This window comes from Planktothrix prolifica NIVA-CYA 540 (assembly GCF_963864145.1).
Classification (GTDB): Bacteria; Cyanobacteriota; Cyanobacteriia; order Cyanobacteriales; family Microcoleaceae; genus Planktothrix; species Planktothrix agardhii.
This window is the reverse complement of the sequence record NZ_CAWLTW010000001.1, coordinates 4,481,563-4,506,871: the sequence shown is the minus strand read 5'-3', so window position 1 is coordinate 4,506,871 and position 25,309 is coordinate 4,481,563. Positions and strand designations below refer to the sequence as shown.

Below are 25,309 nucleotides of genomic sequence, written 5' to 3'. Positions count from 1 at the left end.
AGGGGAGGGTTGGGAGGGGTCGAGATAGATGGAAATATTACAACTGATTTAGGATTGCTATAATAGGTTTGATTTTTATAATAATAGGTTTGATTTTTATAACCAGCGAGCGAGGACGCTCGCACTACTTTAATTTATATAATTGCACACCAAACTCAAATAAAAGTGCTATAATTGCAGATAATAAATAATTTTTATGCTTACGATCACCGGAATGTCATAACTTATGGCACAATGTTTTTACCTAAGATAGATAGAGCCCTGAAGGGCTCACTACGTCAATAATCAAATTATGATGAATTCATCCTTACAACGAGCATTCAACCAAGGTAACGCCCTAAAAGTAATTAGCGGTTTAACCAATTTCAACGTCGGGCGGGTCGCTTCTGTGGTCAAAGCCGCAACCAAAGGCGGCGCAACTTTTGTGGATATTGGCGCTGACCCTAATTTAGTCGAAATCGTGCGTCAATTAACCCATCTTCCCATCTGTGTTTCTGCGGTTGAACCCGAAAAATTTGTAACTTGCGTAGACGCAGGTGCAGACCTGATTGAAATTGGCAACTTCGACGCTTTTTACACTCAAGGACGGCGTTTTGAGGCGGCGGAAGTGCTGCAACTAACCCACGAAACCCGGGCTTTACTGCCCCATATTACCCTATCTGTCACCGTTCCCCATATCCTCGAACTCGACCAACAGGTTGAACTCGCCCTGGAACTCGTCAAAGCGGGTGCAGATATCATCCAAACCGAAGGCGGTACCAGTTCTTCCCCAATTCATGGCGGGACATTGGGACTAATTGAAAAAGCAGCCCCGACCTTAGCAGCAGCCTCGGAAATTTCTCGCGCCGTGTCCGTCCCGGTGTTATGCGCTTCGGGTATTTCTAATATTACTGCTCCGATGGCGATTGCGGCTGGTGCTGCGGGCGTTGGTGTGGGTTCAGCTATTAACCGCCTCGATAACGAAGTGGCGATGCTGGCGGTAGTTCGGAGTTTAGTCGAAGCCTTAGCAACGGTTAAAGCTAACCGAGTTTACGCTTAATATTTTTTTGGAAATCAAAAAATATAGAGACGTGAAATTTCACGTCTCTACGGGATTTAAACATAACGACTTATGAATAATTTATAAACCAGATTGAATAATCTTCTAGCAAAATATAGTTTGGAGAATCTTCATCTGATGGTTCTAATTCCGCTAAAGGAAGGGTAAATTCTCGTTGATCACTCACCCGTTTAACATCTACCATAATCCCATCCGTTTCATCAAATTTAGGCTGAAAATTTTCTAATACAAAAACATCGGTGTAAGAGGGATTAGTTTTTTTTAATTTCTCATACTCTTTGGTTTTTCCTGGGCCATAAAGATATTCTTCTTCCCATAAAAATTCTTCTGACCCACCCAAATAACAAGGTAATTCAAGATTTTCTTTCAAATACTTAAAATATTTATTTAAAGTTTTTTGATTAACCTTGATCCGGCTATTACCTAAAATTTTCTTGATTTTTCCTTCAAATTGTTCAACATCAAAGGTTTCATCGTCATCGTCATCGTCATCTTCAACATCAAAGAAATCTTTATTAATTAATCCCAATGACTCCATCTGTTCAATCATACTTTTCAGTATCATTCTGGGATCGGAGGAGTCCAGACTATTTCGTCGCTTATTCACTAAACCGGATACAATCGTTTCATCAATTTGAATAGGTTTCAAATCATCTCCAGGTGGCTGTAATTTGTTTTTGTTTTTGTTTTGATATAGTTTAGACATTCTGTTACACCAAGCACAGTAGTTCTTCGTCTCAACCCTAGATGATTTTAATTAATCTGGTTTAAGGTTTATAGTGATAGAGACGTGATTAGTTTACACATCTACCTACTTTCAGCCTTAAGATTTTTCTATGGGGAAGGGAGTAGAATTTAGTATATCGTGCCACAGGTATTTTTGATATTCTCAAGGGGAAAAAATTATGGTACAAACACAGCAGGACTCTATACCCGTTATTTATCAAGGACAGTTTGGCAATTATACAATTAACGATCACGATCGCCAAAGTGTGATTATTTACCGCACGGGCATAATTATAGCAGCCCTGTGCTTCACCGTCGCCACCGGATTAGTTTTATTCCAACTCAATACCCCAGGGGTTCTACAAGCATTAACCCCCATCTACTTCTGTTTTTGGTTAGGTTTAGGAGTGAGTTTATTCACAATTCATATCTATTTAATTCAGTTACATCAACTCCTAGAACTGTTTTGGTTAATTGGTGGAATTGCTTCGGTAGTTTTCGCTGTGGTCGATGCAGAACCCTTAGCATTAACAATTTATCACAATCCTTATAGCTTATTTGGAGTGGGATTTACCTTTGTGGCGTTAACAGGAATTTATTTTAAAGAAGCCTTCTGTTTTAATCGGGTGGAAACGAAACTCCTAACTCCTTTGGTTCCGATTTTGTTATTAGGATTTATGGCTGGTTTGTGGTCAGTTGATGCTCAAAAAATTTTACTGGCATTTTGGGCGATTCAATTTATCATTTTTGCAGGTCGGAAAATATTCCAAGGAATTCCAGGGGATATTGGGGATAAAAGCGTTTTTGATTATTTAAAAAATCAACAGTTAGCCTAATACAAAAATTGTTGATCCCCCCCTAACCCCCTTAAAAAAAGGGGGGAAAAAGACTTCAAAGTCCCCCTTTTTAATGGGGATTTAGGGGGATCTGATCTGGGCTGTAATCAAAAGTTATCAAAAATAAGCGGATCTAATTCTGAATAATCGGGTAATTTTTCTTCTAATATTTTACCATTTCTAATCACAATCCGATCGCTTTGACACCGAGATAATATTTCACTCAAATAACGTCCTTGAAAAATAATAAAATCCGCAACCATTCCCACACCAATGCGTCCTGTATCGACTAAACCCATAAAATCCGCCGGGGTTTTCGTAACACTCGATAACCAATCTTGAAACGGTCGATCTAAATGACAAATTCTCACCGCCATTTTAAATACTTCTAACTCATCATGGTCACCAAAACCATAAAACGGATCACGACAATTATCACTAGCAAAAGCCACGGAAATCCCCGCTTGTTTCAATTCATGGACTAAGGTTGTTCCCCGCCAACGGGGGGTTTTTGGAAGTTCAGAGGGATGATATTGACGATCTTGTAAATAGAGATTACACATCGGTAAACTGACAATTCCAATATTCGCGGCTTTAACTAATTCTAGGGTTTTTTGAACAATATCCTCCGGTTGTACGGCTAAACTACAACAATGTCCGCAAATAATTTTACCTTCAAATTTATACTTTAAGGCGGCTTCCGCAATTTTATATAAACAAACAGATTCCGCTTCTCCTGTTTCATCAACATGAAAATCTAAGTTCAAATTCCGATCTTTAGCAATGGCAAAAATTCGCTCAATTTGTTGCTTTAAATCAGGATTAATATAGGCAAAACCACCTAAAATTCCGCCTGAATCTGCTACTTTATTAACTAATTTTTCCCCTTCTATCGTTAAATAATAGTCTAAAGTGGCTAAGGAAACACCTTGCAAAATTAAGCGATCTTCCCATGCTTTTCTTAATGTGTTAAAAACATCCCAGTTTATATCTATCAATCTTCCCGCCGAATCTAAATGGGTTCTAATGGCTTTGGTTCCATGGACATAACTACACTTCAAACCAAATTCCATCCGTCGGTAAATATCTTCGGTAGTCCAGGTTGCTTCATCTTTAAAAGTAGCGGTTAAGGCATCTGCAAAGGTTCCTTTAATATTTGGCGATCGCTCCCAAATATGACCCTTATCTAAATGAGTATGAACATCCACAAAACAGGGCCAAATTTGTTTCCCATGTAAATCCACCGTGGGGATATTTTCTAACTCAACAGATCCAGTAACAACAATCTGATTAATAATTCCTGAGACAATTTTAATATCAACTAAAGCCATACCCTCCATATTAGCTGAATCTGCGATCGCCCTATCAACACCCGTCAGTACACAAACCGGGACACGAACATTTTTCAGCCAGTAACAAGCAGTATTTCGAATCATAGAGCTAGGGAATAGGGAATAGGATTGCTATATGCAAAAAATGTATCGTATCAATGCTAAATCTTCATAAAACCTTAAGTTTTGTAACATTAGCTACGATTGCATCGGGTATAGGGGTCTAACTTAGTCACATTGCTTAACCTTTGGGTTGAGGCCAAAAACCTCCCAGTTCAAACACAAAAGGTCAATACTCTGATTTTAGATGACAGACCCGTTAATGTTTGGCCAAATTTGATCCAAATTCGAGACATAGCAACACCGAGGAATCCGCTATGACCAGCACAGTCCCGCAAAAAACAGCCACAAACAAATTTGAAAAACTCAAAGCCGAAAAAGACGGTTTAGCGGTTAAAGATGAACTAGAAACCTTCGCCCAACTAGGCTGGGAAGCTATGGACGAAACCGACCGAGACCACCGCCTGAAATGGCTAGGGGTGTTTTTCCGTCCGGTGACTCCGGGGAAATTTATGATGCGGTTGCGTTTACCAAATGGGGTGATCACCAGTGAGCAGATGCGGGTTTTGGGCGAAATCGTGCAACGCTACGGTGATGACGGTAGTGCTGATATTACCACAAGACAGAACCTTCAGTTAAGGGGAATTAGAATTGAGGATCTCAGCGATATTTTTCAGAGGTTTGAAAGGGTTGGACTAACGAGCATTCAGTCGGGAATGGATAACGTCCGTAATATTACGGGTTCACCCGTTGCTGGATTAGATGCCGATGAACTCTATGATACCAGGGAGTTAGTGCAACAGGTTCAAGACATGATTACCAACGAAGGAAAAGGGAATCCTGAGTTTAGTAATTTACCTCGAAAATTCAATATTGCGATCGCAGGCTGTCGAGATAATTCAATTCACGCCGAAATCAATGATATTGCCTTTATTCCCGCATTTAAACAGGAAACTTTTGGCTTCAATGTCATAGTTGGAGGATTCTTTTCTGCCACCCGTTGTGAAGCCGCTATTCCCCTAAATGTTTGGGTAAAACCCGAACAAGTTGTCGGTCTTTGTCGAGGAATTTTAGAAGTCTTTCGAGACAATGGGCCCAGGGGAGTTCGACAAAAAACTCGGTTAATGTGGTTAATTGATGAATGGGGAATTGAGAAGTTTCGTTCTGAAGTTGAAAAACAAATCGGTTATGCTTTAGAATTAGAAGCCGAAAAAGATGAAATTCTTTGGGAAAAACGGGATCATTTGGGAATTTATAAACAAAAACAACCCGGATTAAACTATGTAGGATTAAATGTTCCCGTTGGACGTTTATATGCTAACGAAATGTTAGAATTATCCCGCATTGCTGAAGTTTATGGTAGTGGAGAAATCCGCTTAACCGTTGAACAGAATGTGATTATTCCCAATATTTCTGATAGTCGGTTAGAGGCGTTTTTAACCGAACCGATTTTAGAAAAATTCTCCGTTAATCCCTCCGCCTTAAGTCGAGGATTAGTTTCCTGTACCGGATCACAATTCTGTAACTTTGCTTTAGTAGAAACTAAAAATCGGGCTGTCGAATTAGTTAAGGAATTAGAAGCGGAATTAACCGTCGAAAAAACCGTCAGAATTCACTGGACAGGCTGCCCTAATTCCTGCGGACAACCCCAAGTAGCTGATATTGGATTAATGGGAACAAAAGCCCGTAAAGAGGGCAAAACCGTTGAAGGAGTAAACCTTTATATGGGCGGAAAAGTCGGTAAAGATGCCCAACTAGGTGAATGTGTACAAAAATCCATTCCCTGTGAGGATCTCAAACCCGTTTTGCGACAAATTTTAGTGGAACAATTTGGCGCCAGAGTCAAAGAATAATCAATTTCAAAATCCACATCAACACCCTACTAATACGGAATCAAAACACATAACATGAGTAAACTTTCACGACGGAAATTCCTGTTTACAGCCGGTGCAACAGCGGCCGGAACTCTCATCATTCATGGTTGTGCTGCTAATAACAATCCTTCCACAACCACCACTACAACCTCTAGTCCAGCCCCGGCGGTTAATATTAATCCGGCGGATGCTCCAGAAATAGCAACAGCAACATTAGGATTTATTGCCTTAACCGACTCCGCCCCCCTAATTATTGCCTTAGAAAAAGGCTTATTTGCTAAGTATGGAATGTCGGATGTTAAGGTGCTTAAACAAGCCTCTTGGCCAGTAACACGGGATAACCTAGAATTAGGTTCCGGTGGAGGCGGAATTGATGGGGCGCATATTTTATCCCCCATGCCCTATTTAATGACATTAGGAACTATTACCAAACAACCCGTTCCGATGTATCTTTTAGCCCGATTAAATACTAATGGTCAGGCAATTTCTTTAGGTAAAGAATATCTGGATGCTAAAATTACCGTTAATGATAGTGCCAAATTCAAAGATATTTTATTAACCGCTAAAAATGCAGGAAAAGAACTCAAAGCTGCCATTACATTCCCCGGAGGAACTCACGATTTATGGATGCGGTATTGGTTAGCATCCGGGGGGACTGTTCCAGATACTGATATTTCCATTATTCCGGTGCCACCTCCCCAAATGGTAGCAAATATGAAAGTCGGAAATATGGAAGGTTTCTGTGTTGGTGAACCTTGGAATGCCCAATTGGTTAATCAAAAAGCAGGATATACCGCATTAATTACCGGAGAATTATGGAAAGATCACCCCGAAAAAGCCTTTACCATGCGGGCAGATTGGGTTGATAAAAACCCCAAAGCCGCTAAAGCTTTAACTATGGCTGTATTAGAAGCGCAACAATGGTGTGATAAACCGGAAAATATTGAGGAAATGTGTAAAATTGTTTCCCAAGATAAATGGTTTAAAGTGCCTTTTGAAGATATTATTGAGCGATCTAGGGGAAATATTGATTTTGGGGATGGTCGGGTGATCACCGCCAGTCCCATCGCCATGAAATTCTGGAGAGATAATGCCTCTTATCCCTATAAGAGCCATGATAGTTGGTTCCTAACCGAAGATATTCGCTGGGGATATTTACCAGCCGATTTAGATATTAAAGCCACCGTTGATAAGGTCAACCGCGAAGATTTATGGCGGGAAGCGGCGAAGTCTTTAAATGTTCCCGCAGCCGAAATTCCTGCTACTCCTTCTCGTGGCATTGAAACCTTCTTTGATGGCGTACAATTTAACCCCGAAGATCCTAAAGCCTATCTCAATAGTTTAGCGATCAAAAAGGTCTAATTTTCCCATATTTTCTGTAGCAGCGGGTTATTCAAGGTCTAACAATTCCTACAGATAATATTAATAAACAATGATCCCCCCTAACCCCCCCTTGGTAAAGGGGGGCTGCAAGAGAAAAAAACTAACTAATTTATAATCATCATGACTACTGGCACTAAAACCACTTCTAATAGTAATAATCCTTTGAATTTTGTTTTCAATTGGTTTAATAAAAATCGTAATCAAATTATTCGTCCTTTGATTGGGGTCTTTATTTTTCTGGCAATTTGGCAACTATTATGTTCAGGAGAAAATCCTAATTTACCTTCTCCCATTACAACAGTTAAAGAATCTTGGAATTTAATTATTAACCCATTTTTCGATAATGGGGGCACAGATAAAGGGTTAGGTTGGCAAGTCATCGCCAGTTTACAACGGGTGGCGGTTGGCTTTAGCTTATCGGTGGTCGTGGGAATTTCCCTAGGGATTTTAGTGGGGAGTAATAGCTTTATGTATGATGCCTTAGATCCCCTATTTCAAATTCTCAGAACAATTCCGCCTTTAGCTTGGTTACCTATTGCTTTAGCTGCCTTACAACAATCGAATCCTGCGGCTATTTTTGTGATTTTTATTACGGCAATTTGGCCGATTATTATTAATACTACCGTTGGGGTACAACAAATTCCTCAAGACTATAAAAACGTGGCTAGAGTCTTACGTTTACCCAAACATAAATACTTCTTTAAAGTATTATTTCCCTCCGCAGTTCCTTATATTTTTACCGGATTAAGAATTGGAATTGGTCTATCTTGGTTAGCGATTATTGCGGCGGAAATGTTAGTCGGTGGAGTTGGGATTGGATTCTTTATTTGGGATGCCTATAATAGCTCTCGAATGAGTGCAATTATCGTGGCTTTAATTTATGTCGGAGTCGTCGGTTTAATCCTAGATAGAACCATTGGTTTTATTGCTTCTAAAGTGGTTCCCGCCGACCAGAAATAAACCCGAAACTATACTTGTTAACCCTTAACTAATCTAATCTTTAATTATGTCTGTATTCGTACAAGTTGATCACGTCAATCGCGTTTTTGATCTCCCTAATGGAGAACAATATATTGCCCTGAAAAATATCGAACTCAAAATTAATAAAGGTGAATTTATCACCCTCCTTGGACACTCAGGTTGTGGAAAATCTACCCTATTAAATATTATTGCGGGGTTAGATAAAGCCTCAGAAGGAGGGATTATTTTAGAAGGGCGAGAAGTCCGAGAACCTGGGCCAGATCGGATGGTGGTATTTCAAAATTATTCCCTATTACCTTGGTTAACCGTTAGGGAAAATATTGCCTTAGCGGTTGATGAAGTGTATCGTAAACTGCCTAAAACTGAACGAAAAGAAATTGTTGAAAAACATCTTAAATTAGTCGGTTTAAGACAGGCTGCGGATAAACGACCGGGGGAAATTTCGGGGGGGATGAAACAGCGAGTCGCGATCGCTCGTGCCCTATCCATTCGACCCCAATTATTACTCCTAGATGAACCCTTTGGAGCCTTAGATGCTTTAACTAGAGGTGGGTTACAAGAGCAGTTAATGAAAATCTGTGAAGCCAACCAAGTCAGCGCCGTCATGGTGACCCACGATGTCGATGAAGCCTTGTTATTATCCGATCGGATTGTAATGTTAACCAACGGCCCAGAAGCTCATATTGGGCAAATTTTAGACGTGAATATTCCCCGTCCCCGTCAACGGATGGAAGTGGTAAATCATCCCAGCTATTATGCCTTGCGGAATGAAGTTGTTTATTTTCTCAATCAACAGAAAAAAGCCAAAAAATCAGTTACCAAAAAAGCACCTATGGTTATTGCTAAAAATGGCTTAGAAAAAGTCAATTTAGACCTGGGTTTTATTCCCCTAACAGACTGCGCCCCCCTAATTATTGCTAAGGAAAAAGGGATCTTTGAGGAATATGGATTAAGCGAAGTTACCCTCAGTCGAGAAACCAGTTGGAAACTGTTAGGTCAAGGCGTAGTAGAAGGTCGTTTAGACGCGGCGCAAATGGTGGCAGGAATGCCCATAGCGATGACCTTGGGCTTTGGAAACAATCTACCCATTCCGATTGTTACGGCCATGACTCTCTCTCGAAATGGGAATGGGATTACCCTGAGTAAAAATTTATATGAAAATGGGGTTAAAACCTTAGCAGATTTTAAAATTTATATCGAAAATAACCTTGACAAAGTGCATACTTTGGGTATGGTTCACCCCAGTTCGATGCACAATTTAATGTTGCGTTATTGGTTAGCATCCGGGGGTATTAATCCCGATCAAGATGTTAATTTAACGGTGATTCCACCGCCCCAAATGCAAGCCAATTTAAAAGCCGGAAATATTGATGGGTATTGTGTGGGGGGGCCTTGGAATGCCCGATCTGTTCATGAGGGGTTAGGATTTGTTATTGCTAATAGTTTTGATATTTTCCCGAATGGACACACGGAGAAAGTTTTAGGGGTGAAAGAGGAGTGGGCAAATCGCTATCCTAAAACCCATGTTGCTCTAGTAAAATCCTTAATTGATGCCTGTGACTATTGCGATGATCGGCGAAATCGAGAAGAAATTTTAGAGATATTATGTCGGGATGAATATATCGGATCGGCTCCAGAATATACCCGTTTAGGATTTATTGACCCCGTTGATCGGGGCAATGGTCAACCAGCCGAATTATTGATAAATTACAATCAGTTTTATGTGGATAAAACTAATTACCCCGATGCTACAGAATTTCTCTGGATCATGGCAGAAATGGCTCGTTGGGGGATTACACCCTTCCCGAAAAACTGGGTTTCTATCCTAGAAAGGGTATTAAGAACTGATGTTTATGGCCAAGCAGCCCGGGAATTAGGATTGTCCGATACAGGACGCGATCGCCAAAGCGTTAAGCTACTTGATGGCACTATTTTTAATCCTAACGATCCGATTAAATATCTCAAAAATCTCAAGATTAAACAAGAAATTCGGATTGAAGAAATTATCCTCGATCCCATAGCAGCCTAAAACAGTCTAATCGTCAACCATTGTTTAGTCTAAAAAAATATGCAAATTTTAGATAGTATTTCTTCTAAACCAATGCCATTTTCAAAATCCGATGCTTTTTTGGTAATTGATCAAGTTTCTAAAGTCTATAACACAGCAAAAGGTGAATATGTTGTACTCGAAGACGTCAATCTTCAGGTGCAAGAAGGCGAATTTATTTGCATTATTGGTCACTCTGGTTGTGGAAAATCTACCCTATTAAATATGGTGGCGGGGTTTAATCAACCCACCACTGGGGTCGTATCAGTTCAGGGAAAAACTATCACCGAACCTGGGCCAGAAAGGATGGTAGTATTTCAAAACTATTCCCTCCTACCCTGGTTAACCGCAAAAGAAAATATTCAGTTGGGGGTTGAGTCAGTATATCCTGACAAATCCACCGCCGAACATAAGACCATTGTTCAGGAAAATTTAGAGTTAGTCGGGTTATCGGAAGCAGCGAACAAAAAACCCGCCCAACTCTCAGGAGGCATGAAACAACGGGTTTCCATCGCCCGCGCCTTAGCTACCCGTCCCCAAATGTTGATTTTGGACGAACCCTTTGGCGCCTTAGACCCCATCACCCGGGAAGAACTTCAGGAAGAACTACTAAGTATTTGGCAAGATCATCGAATTACTGTATTGATGATTACCCATGATATCGATGAAGCCTTATTTTTAGCCGATCGTCTGGTGATGATGACCAATGGCCCAGCGGCTCAAATCGGGGAGGTACTAGATATTCCTTTCTCCCGTCCCCGTAACCGCGCCAAAATCACCGAAGATCCTCGATACTACGAATTACGCAACTATGCCCTCGATTTTCTATTCCGGCGCTTTGCCCACCATGAAGAAGATCAAGACACAACTAAAGATACAACATCTGACATGGAATCGGCACAAAGCACTACAATATCACCCAGTTCTAGTCCTATAGCAACAGAGGTGCTGAATATGCAACCCGATAATCCTAACCCTAATGAAAATCCTTATGCTAAACCTTCTGAACCTGAATTAATCCAGGAAGAAAGTTCCGCCACGATCTCGGAAGAAATGTCTCCATCGGCGAAAACCGGAGTGTTATTTGCCCTATGGGGAGTCATTCTCGCCACCTTAGTCGGATCATTAGTTTTTAACTCCTCTGCGCCTACTACCCCCAATAAAGAGGCAGAAACCCCAGAATCTTCCTCAACGACAATGGAGACGTCAACCCCTGTGATTGTGGAAACCGCGACTCCGATCACAACACCCTCTCCGACTTTATCGCCTAGTCCCACGGCGACTTTATCCCCAGGTACAGTTCCCTCTGTTAGTATTTCTCCATCCCCTGAGTCTGTTCCAGTGGCCTCTCCTAACCCGGTGGCAACGACTTCCCCTAGTCCCACTAATAGCGTTGCATCTACCACAACAATAATAACAACAACCCCCTCTCCCAGTTCAACAACGGCGATCGCACCTACCACAAATGTATCTCCAACGGTTTCTCCCTCACCCATTGCTACGGCGTCCCCAACTCCAGGGAGTTTAGCCGAGGCTACGGCATCTCCTTCTCCTGTTGCTACCGGATCTCCGGCTACAACACCAACAACAACGTCTTCGCCTTCTCCTATGGCAACATCCCCCAGTAGCAGCACTACAGCCACTCCTAGTGCGGCGGATTTAGAAAAGTTGAATCAAGAGGTTTTTGCTAACATCAATGAGGCTTGGACAAGCACTCCCGTGACCGCAGTTTCTGTTTATTTAGTTAAGGTGAGTCAAACGGGGGAAATTTTGAGTTATGAGGCTAAATCTGCCGATGCAACTCAAAATCTGAACAATACCCCTCTGCCTAAGTTAGTGAAATCGGATGTGACCCAAACTCCCTATACGCAATTTGAGGTGACATTCACTCCCGTAGGAACCTTGGATCTAAAACCTGTCCCCTAGGGAATATTTTAAGAGGAATTGGGAGTTAATTATTATCCCAATTTCTCACTCTGAGTTAACAATTTTTATCAGAAAAATGGGTTTAAAACCCCGTCGTTCCACGACGGCTTTTTATTCAATTGTAGTGTATAGTGAAGAAGAAGATTTTAAGCGCAAAGAATGAAGTTAAGGTATCGGTATAGAATCTACCCAACTGACCAACAAAAGAGGCTAATGTCCCAATTGTTCGGTTGTTGTCGTGTAGTTTTTAACGATGCCTTAGCCTATTGCCAAGAGCAATACCGTGCAGGTAATAAAAAACCTTCTAGCAGTGAACTCTCTAAAAGACTTACAGAACTCAAGAAAACCGAGGAAAAAGAATGGTTAACAGAAGTTTCCTCTGTTCCCTTGCAGCAGTCTTTGAGAGATTTAGAGCAGGCTTATTCAAACTTTTTTAAATCCTGTAAAGGGCAAAGAAAGGGCAAGAAAGTTAAACCTCCCAAGTTCAAGAAACGTAAGTCTAAACAGTCTGCTAAGTTCACCGACAATGGTTTTAAACTCTATCCCAATTCTGATTACATTTACTTAGCCAAAATTGGTGAGATTAAAGTAATTTGGAGTAGAGAATTACCCGCAGCCCCTTCTAGTGTTACCTTAATTAAAGATAGTGCTGACAGGTACTTTGTTAGTTTTGTATTTGAGTTTAATCCTCAACAATTACCTAAAAACGGACGAAGTGTTGGAATTGATTTAGGAATCACTGATTTTGCTACATTAAGTAATGGTGAAAAAATTAAATCTCCTAAACCTTTAAAGAAACAATTAAAGCGTTTAAGGAGATTACAGCAAAATTTGTCAAGAAAACAGAAAGGGAGTAAAAGAAGGGAAGTTGCTAGAAAGAAACTAGCCAAACTTCACGCTAAGATTTCTGATACTAGAAACGATTTTTTACATAAATTGTCAACTAAGATTGTTCGTGAAAACCAAACAATAGTCTTGGAAGACTTGAATGTTTCAGGGATGGTTAAGAACCGAAAGTTGTCTCGCGCTATTAGTGATTTAGGTTGGCAGTATTTTAGAACTATGTTAGAAGCTAAGTCATTGATGTACGGGCGTGATTTTCGAGTGATTAATAGGTGGACTCCAACTTCTCAAATTTGCTCTTGTTGTGGTTTTAAAGGTGGCAAAAAAGAGCTAAATGTTAGAGAGTGGATTTGTTTAAACTGTGGCATTTCTCATGATCGAGATATTAACGCCGCAGTAAATATTTTAGTCGCCGGAGGGCTTTCGGAGACTTTAAACGGACGTGGAGAGAAGGTCAGTCTTTCTAAGGAAAGCGCATCTCGGCGAAGCGTCAACCCACCAGCATTTCAGCAGTTGTCTCCTGAGCCGTGAGCCAGTCGAACGGCCGAAGGGTTGACCTGCTAAAATAGATGGAATCCCCGCCCGTTTTACGGCGGGGCGGATGTCAAATTAAATAAATTTTGGAATTCGTTGTTGGGCTTTAGCCCTCCATATTCCTGGGCTGAAGCCCCAAAAGATGAAGGGCTGAAGCCCAACAACTAGCCCAACAACTATTTTATAAAACAATGAAATCAATTAAAACCCTTTGCCCTTTTTGTGGTGTCGGTTGTGGTTTAGAAATTCTATCCACAGCAACAGCCGATCAAGATATTAAACGAAATGAACAGGAAAACCCAGTTTGGAAGGTGAGAGGCGATCGCCAACATCCTTCTAGTTTGGGAATGGTCTGTGTTAAAGGAGCCACCGTCACCGAATCAATTCATCGTGATCGCCTTTTATACCCAATGATTCGAGAAACCCTAGATCAACCCTTCCGCCAGGGGAGTTGGGAGGAAGCTCTAACTTTGATCGTGGATCGGATCAAAACCGTTCGTCATGATTATGGTTCCGATGCCCTCTGTATGTACGGTTCTGGTCAGTTTGTTACCGAAGATTATTATGTGGCACAAAAACTATTTAAAGGTTGTTTAGGAACCAATAATTTTGATGCTAATTCTCGTTTATGTATGTCATCTGCCGTTTCAGGTTATGTTCAGAGCTTGGGGGCTGATGGGCCGCCCTGTTGTTATGATGATTTAGAATTAACTGATTGTGCTTTTATTGTAGGTAGTAATGCCGCCGAATGTCATCCAATTATATTTAATCGTTTAGCCAAATATCATAAAAAAAATCCCCACGTTAAACTGATTGTTGCTGATCCTCGATGCACCCAAACCGCAGCAGTTGCCGACCTGCATTTACCGATTCGCCCCGGAACTGATATTGACCTATTTAATGGTATTGGTTATTTATTATTAAAATCGGGAAATATTGATACCCTATTTGTGGAAGAATGTACCCGCAATTTTAAAGAATATGCTCAACTTTTACAATCTTATCCTCCCGAAAAAGTTGCCGAAACCTGTGGAATTACTATCGAAGCCTTAGAAACCGCGGCCCGTTATTGGCAAGAATCTAAACGGATTTTATCTATGTGGTCAATGGGATTAAATCAATCCTCCGAGGGTACGGCAAAAGTGCGATCGCTAATTAATTTACACCTAATGACCGGTCAAATTGGTAAACCCGGTTCTGGCCCTTTTTCCCTCACCGGACAACCTAACGCCATGGGCGGACGGGAAGCCGGAGGACTGGCCCATCTATTACCCGGCTATCGATCGGTGACTAACCCCCAACATCGGGCCGAAGTTGAACAGTTTTGGGGTATTCCAGAAGGTCGTATTTCCCCCCATACCGGACGCACCGTTTGGGATATGATTATCGGTTTAGAACAGAATCAGGTGCAGTTTCTCTGGATCGTCGCCACCAATCCGGCCGTGAGTATGCCTGACCTGAAACGCACCAAAGCCGCCCTATTAAAATCCCCCTTCACTGTCTATCAAGAAGCCTACTATCCCACGGAAACCGCCCCCTACGCCCATATTTTACTCCCCGCTACCCAATGGAGTGAAAAAACCGGGGTGATGACCAACTCCGAAAGGCGTGTAACCTACTGTCCGGGGTTTGATGTCCCTTTGGGAGAAGCTCGACATGACTGGGAGATTTTTGCTGATGTCGGGAGGCGTTTAGGGTTTAAGGAAGAATTTGCTTTCCAAACCTCGGCGGATGTCTATGCTGAATTTGTGCAACTAACCAAAGGGCGTCCCTGTGATATGTCGGGGTTAAGCCATGACCGTTTGCAACAACAGGGGCCGACCCAATGGCCTTGTCCAGAAGGAGAAGTTGACTCTAGTATTTCCTCCAAACGCCTCTACACCAATAATTATTTTGCCACCCCCGACGGTCGGGCGATTTTTGGCCCTTACCATTCCAAGGGGTTAGCTGAACCCAGTGATCCCGATTATCCCTATGTGTTGACAACGGGGCGTTTATATGGGCATTGGCACACCCTCACCCGCACCGGGAGAACGGCAAAAACCCAACAAATGCACCCCGACCCATTTATAGAAATTCATCCCAAAGATGCAGCTAATTTGGGGATTGAAAATGGCGATATTGTGCAAGTCTGTTCTCGACGGGGAAGTTGTCAATTTCCCGCTAAAGTCACTGCCTTTATTGCCCCTGGAACCGTCTTTGTCCCGATGCACTGGGGGGCGTTGTGGGCCGCAGATGCAGAAGCCAATAATTTAACCCATCCCCACGCCTGTCCTGACTCCCGCCAACCGGAATTAAAAGCCTGTGCAGTACAGTTATCAGTTATCAGTCATCAGTCATCAGTTATCAGTTCAAGAGTTGACAGTCATCTAGGGAACCTTTGATAATTTTTATCGACTATTAGAGTAAGTCAGGAATTAGAGAAACGACTAACTCCCATCTACCCTAAAGAACTTAAAAAGTCTGATCAAGACCTTTAAAATCATCTTTTGGGATGATGCAGAATCCCTAAAAAAATGTTAGCCTAAAATAAATAAAGGGATTCAAAATTTTATTAAGTTGAGTTAACCCATGAAAACCACATTAACCTTAGCAACATTAATATTATTAGCCAGTTCAATGCTCCCAGCCCATGCTGTGATGCTCAATAACCGGACTAATACAGACTTATCAAGACAACCCTCTCAAGATTTAATTCTGGCTCAAAATAATTTTGACCAATATCGTCAACAGCGTCACGCACAGTTAGAACAACAAATGCGGGAGGAGGTGAAAAAACCTCAATATAATAATTTGTCCCCAGCCCAAAAAGTCCAAATGATTCGGGATGCTCATAAAACTTTAGATCAAAGTTTAGACCGGGAATATGAAACCTGGAAAAAACAGCAATCTAATAATAATGGCCGTTACAACAATAATGGTCGTTATAATAACAATAATCCCAATAATCAACAATCCTTTGATCAATATCGTCAGCAACGCCATGCACAGTTAGAACAACAAATGCGGCAAGATATGAATCAACCCCAATATCGCAATTTATCCGCAGCCCAAAAAGCCCAAATGATTCGAGATGCTCATATTAATTTAGATCAAAATTTAGATCGGGAGTATGCGAATTGGCAACGGGGTAACAATAACGGGAATTATAATAACAACAATCCTAACAATCCCAATAGTCAACAATCCTTTGATCAATATCGTCAACAACGTCATGCACAGTTAGAACAACAAATGCGGCAAGATATGAATCAACCCCAATATCGCAATTTATCCGCAGCCCAAAAAGCCCAAATGATTCGAGATGCTCATATTAATTTGGATCAAAATTTAGATCAGGAGTATGCGACTTGGCAACGGGGTAACAATAACGGGAATTATACTGGCAGCGATCGTTATGATCGTAACAATCAACCCTATCCTAATGGGGGTTATAATCGTTAATTGTAGGGTGTTTAAGTACGGCGCACGAACCATCTAGGATATCTCAAATCAATTGATTAATAATCAACAGCCTTGAATTAAAATGAAGGCTCAAAACTCAAACTTTAGTCGGTTAAAATTGACTAAAGTTTGAGTATTTTTTGGGCGGTAATAAGTACCTAAACAAAATTAATTACACATCCTCCACCCTGTTCCCCCCCTAGCCCCCCGTGCACGGGCGGGGGCTGTTCCGGTGTTCCCTCTCTCAACTAGGTAATTTATTTTGTGTAACTACTTATTAGATTCTAAATTTTAAACTAACCACAATATTTTAGGAAATCAACAAAAAATCCGTCCCAAGGTTGTAATATTTTATTGTAGGGGTTTGGTCTTCAAACCCAACCCAGTATCGGAAGTCCCCTATTAAATTGTATTTATGTTATCAGCCAATGGCTTATTTAATGAATCCTTTTATTTAGCACAAAACCCTGATGTGGCGGTGGCGGTTGCTAGTGGAATTATTGCTAATGGATTTCAACACTTTATTGAGTCCGGTCAATTTCAGGTTCGCCAACCCAGTCCCCTCTATGATGAATCCTATTATTTAGCTACAAATCCTGACGTTGCCCAATTGATTAAAAGTGGAGCTTTTGCCAGTGGTTTTCAACATTATATTAACCTGGGACAGTTGGAAAATCGCAGCCCCAGTGTTTTATTTGATAGTACCTATTATTTAACCGAAAATCCGGCTCTTGCTGCCATCGTTGCCCAGGGAAATATTACGGGAATTGAGCATTTTGTTAACTTTGGACAATTTGAAGATCGCAGTCCCACACCCTTTTATAATTCTAACTATTATTTAGCTAAAAATCCTGATGTTGCCATTGCCGTTGCCCGGGATGAACTCACCGGAATTGAACATTATATTAACATTGGAGCCGCCGAAAATCGTCAATTTACCCCCTTTATTCAACCCCAAGGTTCTAGTTTACCTAATCGAGTCGCCACCGGAGATACAACCCCAAATTCCACGGTATTTTTAACCCGCAGTTCGGCGGCGGGAACTGTTAGTCTGGAATATGCGAATAATCTTAGTTTTATTAATCCTTTGGGAATCCTTTATACTACCGTTACAGATATTACCGAACCTGTTAAGTTAACAGCTAATAATTTAACTCCAAATACTCAATATTTTTATCGGTTTACCAATGCAGAAGGAACATCATCAGTAGGAAGTTTTCGCACTCCAGCAGCTATTGGAACCCAACAGGGATTAAGATTTGGAGCCACCGCCGACGGACAAGGGGAATTAATGCCCTATATGTCGGTTAATAATGTTCCTGAACGCAATTTAGACTTTTTTGTGGGATTGGGAAATACCATTTCTGCTGATACGATTTCCCCCGATTTACCCGGCGTTGAACAAGCGGTTACTCCCCTAGATTTTAGAACTAAATATAATGAGATTGTTTCCCCCCGTTTAGAACTTAATCCTTGGGCAAATTTACAAGCTGCAACAACAATATATAGCACTTGGAATGATCAAAATTTAATTACGGGTTTTGCGGGGGGAGAAATTCCCGCTTTATCTCCTCAACAGTTATTTTTTGGAACTGACGGACAATTTATTAATAATACTGATCAATTTAACATCGGTTTACAAGCCTGGAAAGAGCATAATCCCGTGGGAAATCAAGTCTATGGAAAAACCGGAGATCCTCGTACTACTAATCAAGAAAAACTTTATAGATATCAACCTTTTGGCAGTGATGGGGCGTTATTTGTATTAGATGCACGTTCTTTTAGAGATGCACCTTTACCTCAAGTTCCTGACCCGGCTTTAGATAGTCAAATTAATCAATTTTTAGCATCTTCTTTTGACCCTAACCGGACGTTATTAGGAAAAGCACAGTTAGATGATTTAAAGATTAATTTATTAGCAGCACAAAACTCTGGGGTGAGTTGGAAATTTATTTTTTCTCCGGTTCCAATTCAGAATTTAGGATTATATGATTCTGCTAACCGTTGGGAAGGATATGCCTCTGAACGTCGAGATTTATTACAATTTATTGATCAAAATAATATTAAAAATGTTGTATTTGTATCGGGAGGTGCGGGGGGAAGCATTGTCAATGAGTTAACCTATCAATTGAATTTTGATCAACCTCAAATTAAAACCGATGCGATTGAAATTACTGTAGGGCCCATCGGTTATCAGTTAAATTTAGGTGAAAGCTTTATCCCTGGAACTTGGGGGTCAGAAATTATGAATTTTAGTTCTATTGATACTATTACCCAGGATACTAAGGATTTTTACGCAGGGTTAGATACGGCTTCAAGTAAAGATCAATTAGTCCAAAATATTCTGAATAATCAACTAAATCAATTCGGATATGACCCGATTGGTTTAGATGAAACTAAACTGAATGCTGAGTTAATTAAAGGGTCTTATTTTGCGGTACATAATTTTGGTTGGACTGAATTTATTGTTGATCCACAAACTCAAAAATTGCAGGTGAATGTCTATGGAATTGAACCTTACACCCAAACAGATATCCAGTCAATTCCAGCTAATATTATTAATCGTCAGCCAGAAGTAATTAGTCAATTTGTGATTAATTCAATATAGCGCTAGGGAACAGCCCCCCGTGCACGGGCAGGGCTGTTTCATTTTCCATTGCCAACCCCTAAGACCTAACCCCCCAACCCTCTTCCCTACTAGGGAAGGGGGAGTAATAAATAATTTTTTATGTTTAATAGTAATAATTAGTCCCCCCTCTCCTCGCAGGAGATGGGTTGGGGGAGAGGTCACACAGTTTTTCCTAGAGAATGAAACAGCCCCCGTGCACGGGGGTTTGGGGGGCTATTCCCTATTCCTATAAATTCAAGCGATCACAGAATGTTCAGGACGGGCAAAAATCATCCGACCTGCGGAAGTTTGCAAGGAACTTGTCACAATTACTCGTACCAAATCTCCGACATACTCACTTCCATCTTCTACAACAACCATTGTACCATCATCTAAATAACCAATACCCTGAGATGGTTCTTTCCCTTCCTTTCTAATTTTCAACTCAATAATATCCCCCGGTAAATACGAGGCACGGATCGCTTGCACCAAATCATTAATATTCAAAACTGGAACTTGTTGTACCGTTGCCACCTTTGATAAATTGTAATCATTGGTTAATAGCGTGCCATTGATTTCTTGAGCAAATCGGACTAATTTGGCATCAACTGTTTGCGGTTCTTCATAATCAATGGAATGAATCGAAATCTGATCGGGATAGTCTTCTCGTAGACGATTCAAAATATCTAATCCTCGCCGTCCTCGCACCCGTTTTTGATCATTAGCGGCATCAGCAACTAATTGTAACTCCTGTAAAATAAACTGAGGTACTAAAATTTGACCTTCAATAAACCCTGTTTCTAACAAACTTTCAATCCGACCATCAATAATACAACTGGTATCAATTACTTTGGTATAAGCAGGTTTTAGAGTTCCTTCCGCCAATAACATTGAGTCTAAACTACCCGGATTAATAATTCTGAAAAATGCCCGTCCGTGGGTATCCGCTAAATTAACGCCCGTAAACCCAAACATGGCACTACATAACAGTGCAAACAAAGGTTTCATAAACCCAAATTCCCTGGGAATAGGCAGTAAAAATAACGGTGCTAACATTAAATTAGCGACTAATAATCCAATCACCAAACCGATAGCACGGGTGATTAATACGTCAAGAGGCATCTGGCGAACTTGTTCTTCTAGGCGACGATAGGTGGTTTGCACCACTAAACCCATGACGCCTCCGATTAAAGCGGTAAATGCACCCGTAACCGATCGCAGTCCTTCGATATTTGTGACTTGATCGAGTACAGGTTTCGGAAGCAATTCAATGCCGTAGAAGCCCGTCCCAGCACCAGCTATTATGAATAAAATAATAATGATTGCATCTAGCATGATTTTAAGCCGATGGAAGTGGTTTGGAAATCCCGTTCAGGATATCCGTGGGTTTGTGTACCATTATATCTTCTGTGGGAAACCTAATCGGTATTTGACTGTGAGGGAAAACCGACCCCACTTATTCTCCCGACTCCATTATTGTCTATAATCCCCCCAAACCCTTAATATGACTGATTCTTCTATTCTCACTAACACTCAATCTCAACCCGGTTTTCCATCTTTAGAATCCCCCAGATCCGCTTATTTACATATTCCTTTCTGTCGTCGCCGTTGTTTTTACTGTGATTTTGCCGTGTCTGTAGTAGGCGATCGCCAACATGGGGATAATTCCACCATGATTCAAGACTATGTAAAAGTTTTATGTCAAGAAATTGCCCAACAATCCGTTTCTTCTAATATTTATCTTTTAAAAACCGTTTTCTTTGGCGGTGGAACTCCTTCGTTATTATCGGTTAATCAGTTAGAACAAATTTTACATCTAGTAGATAAAAAATTAGGTATTTCTACAGATGCAGAAATTTCTATGGAAGTAGACCCCGGAACTTTCGATCAAGAAAAATTACAAGGTTTTCTGGATTTAGGGGTAAATCGAATTAGTTTAGGGGTACAAGGATTTCAGGATAAACTCTTACAATTAGCTGGGCGATCGCATACCGTTGATGATATTTTTTCAGCGATTAATATTATTGAAAAAACTGGAATCAAAAACTGGAGTTTAGATTTAATTTCCGGTCTACCCGAACAAACCTTAGAAGATTGGGAACATTCTTTAAAAACCCTATTAAAAATCAACCCCAATCATATCTCAATTTACGACCTAATAGTCGAAGATAAAACACCCTTTTCTCGATATTATACTCCGGGTGAATTTCCCCTACCCACGGAAGAATCCACCGCCCAAATGTATCGTTTAGCTCAACAACTCTTAACACAAGCTGGCTATGAACATTACGAAATTTCTAACTATGCCAAACCCGAATTTCAATGTCAACATAATTTGGTCTACTGGAAAAAACAACCCTATTATGGTTTTGGCATGGGGGCGGCAAGTTATCTTCAGGGTTATCGCTTAACTCGACCTCGAAAACGACAAGAATATTATGCCTGGGTTAATGGTAATTATTCATACAATATTGCCGAATTTGTCGATACAACCCAAGAAAAACTATTAGAAACATTAATGTTAGGATTACGGTTAGCAGAAGGAATTAATTTAGAATATCTATCACAACAATTTGGAGCCGAAACCCTAGCCCAAATATTAACAATATTAATTACTTTTAAAAATCAAGGATTAGTTCAATTTTTAGATACCCAAAAACAACCTATTTCTAACACCATTCAACCGGACTTAAATCAAGGTTTTATTCAATTAACAGATCCCGATGGTTTCTTACTTTCTAATCAAATTTTATCTACATTATTTGCAGAATTAAGTGATCTGTAACTTAGGTTATAGCAGTTGCCGCATCTATTAGGACATTCTTGAAAGCTAAAAGCTGCTCACAGTAAGTATTTACCTATAGCGAGATTGCCTATTCCCTATTGCCTCTTGCTATACATCCTATTCTTTGTGTCTTTGTGGTTAAATAAAGATAAAAACCGGGTTTCTTAGGTCAAAAATCCGGTTTTTGGGGGCAAGTTTATAAATTATATTTCAGAATTTAAACCGTTACCGATTTTTCCAAAATCAATTTAGATCGTTTTACCTTTTCAGGAATATCAATCGGATAATTCCCAGTAAAACACGCCGAACAGAAAGTATTAGTATCTTCCCGAGTGGCGATTAACATTCCTTCCCAACTTAAATAAGCTAAAGTATCAACCTCAATCTGTTGACGAATTTCTTCCACTGATTTTGTTGCCGCAATCAATTGATCCTGACTATCAGTATCAATCCCATAAAAACAAGGATGAGTCACCGGAGGAGAAGAAATTCTCATGTGAACTTCCTTAGCACCCGCATCCCGCAGCGCCTTCACAATTTTGCGGCTGGTAGTACCTCGGACAATCGAATCATCCACAATAATCACCCGTTTACCTTCCAAGACATCCTTTAACGGGTTTAACTTCATCCGAATCCCCGACTCCCGCATACTTTGAGTCGGTTGAATAAACGTCCGACCCACATAACGGTTTTTAATTAATCCCTCAGCAAAAGGAATCCCAGACTCCTGAGAAAATCCAATCGCCGCCGGAATCCCAGAGTCAGGAACCCCGATCACAATATCCGCATCAATAAAGGATTCTCTAGCTAAAATTCGTCCGATTTCCAAACGATAACTATAGAGACTTTCGCCACACATCACACTATCAGGACGGGCAAAATAAATCATCTCAAACACACATAATTTCCGGGCGGGTTTCTGACTCCAGTGGAAAGAAGACATTCCTTCTTCTGTAATCCAAACCAATTCCCCCGGTTCCACATCCCGCAGATATTCCGCCCCAATAATATCTAATCCACAGGTTTCCGACGCCAAAACATACCGTTGCGGACTTGTCGGTAAAATTCCAATCACTAATGGTCGAATCCCATTCGGGTCACGGACTCCCATCATTCCTTTGGGTGTCCCAATCACTAAACTATAGGCCCCCTGACACTGGGTAAAAGCACTTAACGCCCCTTCTAACCAGTCTTTGCCACTATTGACTTCTGAAGCGATCGCTAAAGCAATCATTTCGCTATCGGTGGTGGTCAGAAAATCACATTCCCGCCGGGTTAATTCTGCACGCAATTCGCCCGTATTGACTAAATTACCATTATGTGCTAGAGCCAGGGAACCCAGGCGAGTTGAAACCACCGCCGGTTGAGCATTCACCCGACGGCTTGATCCCGTCGTGGAATAGCGGGTATGACCGACAGCCAGATTCCCAGTTAACTCATTTAAAATATTTTCATTAAACACCTGGGAGACTAATCCCATCTCCTTATGTAAATGCACCTTGTCGCCATCAAAGGTGGCAATTCCGGCGGATTCTTGGCCTCGGTGTTGTAGCGCATATAGACCAAAATAAGTCAGTTTAGCGACATCCTCCCCTGGAGCATACACCCCAAAAACGCCACAGGCTTCTTCCGGCTTATCAGGTCGTTCGTGATCAACCTGAGCAGAGTGGGTATCTAGGGAATCATTTGGAATCATTTTACGGTTTTGCTCCTGATTGGCAAAGTCAGATAGTGGGATTTATGAATTAAGGCTACTGGATAGCGCGAGTATAACTACTCAAAAGTTAACATTTTCTTAATCTTATCCCTTTTTAGCTGAAATCGCAAGAAAGTCTCGCGTCTGGAATCTTCTCTGTGTCTTTGTGGTTAAATTAATCCTGACCATCCACCCTGCGTTCAATCGCATTAAAATAGCGATCGCCCATTTCTCCAAGATCAACCTCAATTAAACCCTGATCATCGGCTAAAATCCTTAAAGGTTCAGATCCCGAACCCACAAAACCCAAGTTTTGCCAGATATCGTTTTCTGCTCCTAACTGTTGTTGTAAAAATCCTTCCCAAACCAACTGAGATTCAGGATGCACAGAAACCAGAATTCGTCCCCCTCCTTCTCCAAATAGAATATTATCCCAACGGACAGAAGGATTAGAACCTAAACCCAGCTTAACCGTCGCCCCTTTTTTCCCACTCAAACAAGATTCAGCTAAGGCCACCGCTAACCCCCCTTCAGCACAATCATGGGCCGATTTAATCCAACCTTGACGAATACCTTCCCGACAGGCAGTTTGTACCTTTTGTTCTAACTCAAAATCTACCCTCGGAGGCTTACCCGCAATCGTACTATGCAACACCGCCAAATATTCCGACGCGCCTAACGTGGGTAAAGTTTTGTCATCCCCCAAAAGATAGATTAAATCCCCCGAACTTTGCCAACCTTGGCCACAAACCTTAGTTAAATCCGTAATTAGTCCCACCATTCCCACCACCGGGGTCGGATAAATTGATTCCGGGTTCCCCTCTGCATCTAGGGTTTCATTATAAAGTGACACATTCCCCCCCGTCACCGGAGTATTCAACGCCTTACAGCCATCGGAAATCCCCCGACAAGATTCCGCCAACTGCCAATATCCAATCGGTTTTTCAGGACTACCAAAATTCAAGTTATCCGTCACCGCAATCGGTTCGGCCCCCACACAACTTAAATTCCGGGCGGCTTCGGCTACCGTTGCCTTCGCTCCTTCGTAGGGGTCAAGATACACATACCGGGAATTACAGTCTACTGTTGCTGCTAATCCACGATAGACCCCCCTCAGTCCCCCCTTGGTAAGGGGGGAAGCCGGATCTTCATTTTCAAGCCCCCTCTTGGTAAGG

The 25,309-nt window shown here is 41.2% G+C and carries 17 protein-coding genes; 12 read left to right on the top strand and 5 right to left on the bottom strand.

Going from position 1 to position 25,309, the window contains the following annotated elements; genetic code table 11:
* The first annotated feature begins 292 nt into the window (after positions 1–292).
* Positions 293–1,039: a DUF561 domain-containing protein gene (locus tag AC559H_RS19860; protein WP_173401010.1), complete on the top strand. Its 747-nt coding sequence runs from the start codon at positions 293–295 to the stop codon at positions 1,037–1,039.
* Positions 1,040–1,109: 70 nt separating this feature from the next.
* Here AC559H_RS19860 and AC559H_RS19855 read toward each other — a convergent pair whose 3' ends face one another.
* Positions 1,110–1,766: a calcium-binding protein gene (locus AC559H_RS19855; protein ID WP_026787874.1), complete on the bottom strand. Its 657-nt coding sequence runs from the start codon at positions 1,764–1,766 to the stop codon at positions 1,110–1,112.
* 199 nt (positions 1,767–1,965) lie between these two features.
* Between AC559H_RS19855 and AC559H_RS19850 the strand changes: the two genes are divergently transcribed.
* Positions 1,966–2,622 carry a DUF2301 domain-containing membrane protein gene (locus tag AC559H_RS19850; protein WP_026787875.1) on the top strand — a complete coding sequence of 219 codons (657 nt, stop codon included), beginning with the start codon at positions 1,966–1,968 and terminating at the stop codon, positions 2,620–2,622.
* Between the two features lie 107 nt (positions 2,623–2,729).
* On the opposite strand, the gene AC559H_RS19845 is transcribed toward AC559H_RS19850, so the two are convergent.
* Positions 2,730–4,058 carry a cytosine deaminase gene (locus AC559H_RS19845; protein WP_026795179.1) on the bottom strand — a complete coding sequence of 443 codons (1,329 nt, stop codon included), beginning with the start codon at positions 4,056–4,058 and terminating at the stop codon, positions 2,730–2,732.
* A gap of 272 nt (positions 4,059–4,330) precedes the next feature.
* Here AC559H_RS19845 and AC559H_RS19840 point away from each other — a divergent pair, with 272 nt between their 5' ends.
* From AC559H_RS19840 to AC559H_RS19800, 9 genes are all read left to right on the top strand, one after another.
* A complete protein-coding gene (locus tag AC559H_RS19840; protein ID WP_026795180.1) occupies positions 4,331–5,866 on the top strand; it encodes a ferredoxin--nitrite reductase in 1,536 nt (511 codons plus the stop codon).
* Positions 5,867–5,920: 54 nt separating this feature from the next.
* Entirely contained in the window at positions 5,921–7,249 is a 1,329-nt protein-coding gene (locus AC559H_RS19835) for a CmpA/NrtA family ABC transporter substrate-binding protein (RefSeq protein WP_026795181.1), read from the top strand.
* A 141-nt stretch (positions 7,250–7,390) separates the two neighbouring features.
* Positions 7,391–8,230 carry a nitrate ABC transporter permease gene (gene ntrB / locus AC559H_RS19830; RefSeq protein WP_026787879.1) on the top strand — a complete coding sequence of 280 codons (840 nt, stop codon included), beginning with the start codon at positions 7,391–7,393 and terminating at the stop codon, positions 8,228–8,230.
* 46 nt (positions 8,231–8,276) lie between these two features.
* Positions 8,277–10,280: an ABC transporter ATP-binding/substrate-binding protein gene (locus AC559H_RS19825; protein WP_026795182.1), complete on the top strand. Its 2,004-nt coding sequence runs from the start codon at positions 8,277–8,279 to the stop codon at positions 10,278–10,280.
* 39 nt (positions 10,281–10,319) lie between these two features.
* Positions 10,320–12,224 (top strand): ABC transporter ATP-binding protein, encoded by a 1,905-nt coding sequence (locus AC559H_RS19820; protein WP_081694833.1) that lies wholly within the window; start codon positions 10,320–10,322, stop codon positions 12,222–12,224.
* A gap of 213 nt (positions 12,225–12,437) precedes the next feature.
* Entirely contained in the window at positions 12,438–13,598 is a 1,161-nt protein-coding gene (locus tag AC559H_RS19815; RefSeq protein ID WP_347375190.1) for an RNA-guided endonuclease InsQ/TnpB family protein, read from the top strand.
* A 194-nt stretch (positions 13,599–13,792) separates the two neighbouring features.
* Positions 13,793–15,985 carry a molybdopterin oxidoreductase family protein gene (locus tag AC559H_RS19810; protein WP_026795184.1) on the top strand — a complete coding sequence of 731 codons (2,193 nt, stop codon included), beginning with the start codon at positions 13,793–13,795 and terminating at the stop codon, positions 15,983–15,985.
* 187 nt (positions 15,986–16,172) lie between these two features.
* Positions 16,173–17,045, top strand: a complete 873-nt coding sequence (locus AC559H_RS19805) for a hypothetical protein (RefSeq protein ID WP_026795185.1) — start codon at positions 16,173–16,175, stop codon at positions 17,043–17,045.
* A gap of 415 nt (positions 17,046–17,460) precedes the next feature.
* A complete protein-coding gene (locus AC559H_RS19800) occupies positions 17,461–19,653 on the top strand; it encodes an alkaline phosphatase D family protein (RefSeq protein ID WP_026787883.1) in 2,193 nt (730 codons plus the stop codon).
* Between the two features lie 255 nt (positions 19,654–19,908).
* Here AC559H_RS19800 and AC559H_RS19795 read toward each other — a convergent pair whose 3' ends face one another.
* Entirely contained in the window at positions 19,909–20,988 is a 1,080-nt protein-coding gene (locus AC559H_RS19795; RefSeq protein WP_026787884.1) for a PIN/TRAM domain-containing protein, read from the bottom strand.
* A 169-nt stretch (positions 20,989–21,157) separates the two neighbouring features.
* On the opposite strand from AC559H_RS19795, the gene hemW reads away from it, so the two are divergent.
* A complete protein-coding gene (gene hemW / locus AC559H_RS19790; protein ID WP_026795186.1) occupies positions 21,158–22,438 on the top strand; it encodes a radical SAM family heme chaperone HemW in 1,281 nt (426 codons plus the stop codon).
* Between the two features lie 217 nt (positions 22,439–22,655).
* Here hemW and purF read toward each other — a convergent pair whose 3' ends face one another.
* Together purF and AC559H_RS19780 are read right to left on the bottom strand one after the other, a co-directional pair.
* Positions 22,656–24,134: an amidophosphoribosyltransferase gene (purF, locus tag AC559H_RS19785; protein WP_026787886.1), complete on the bottom strand. Its 1,479-nt coding sequence runs from the start codon at positions 24,132–24,134 to the stop codon at positions 22,656–22,658.
* A gap of 175 nt (positions 24,135–24,309) precedes the next feature.
* A partial coding sequence (locus AC559H_RS19780) for an AIR synthase related protein (protein WP_040957852.1) occupies positions 24,310–25,309 on the bottom strand: 1,000 nt, incomplete at its 5' end.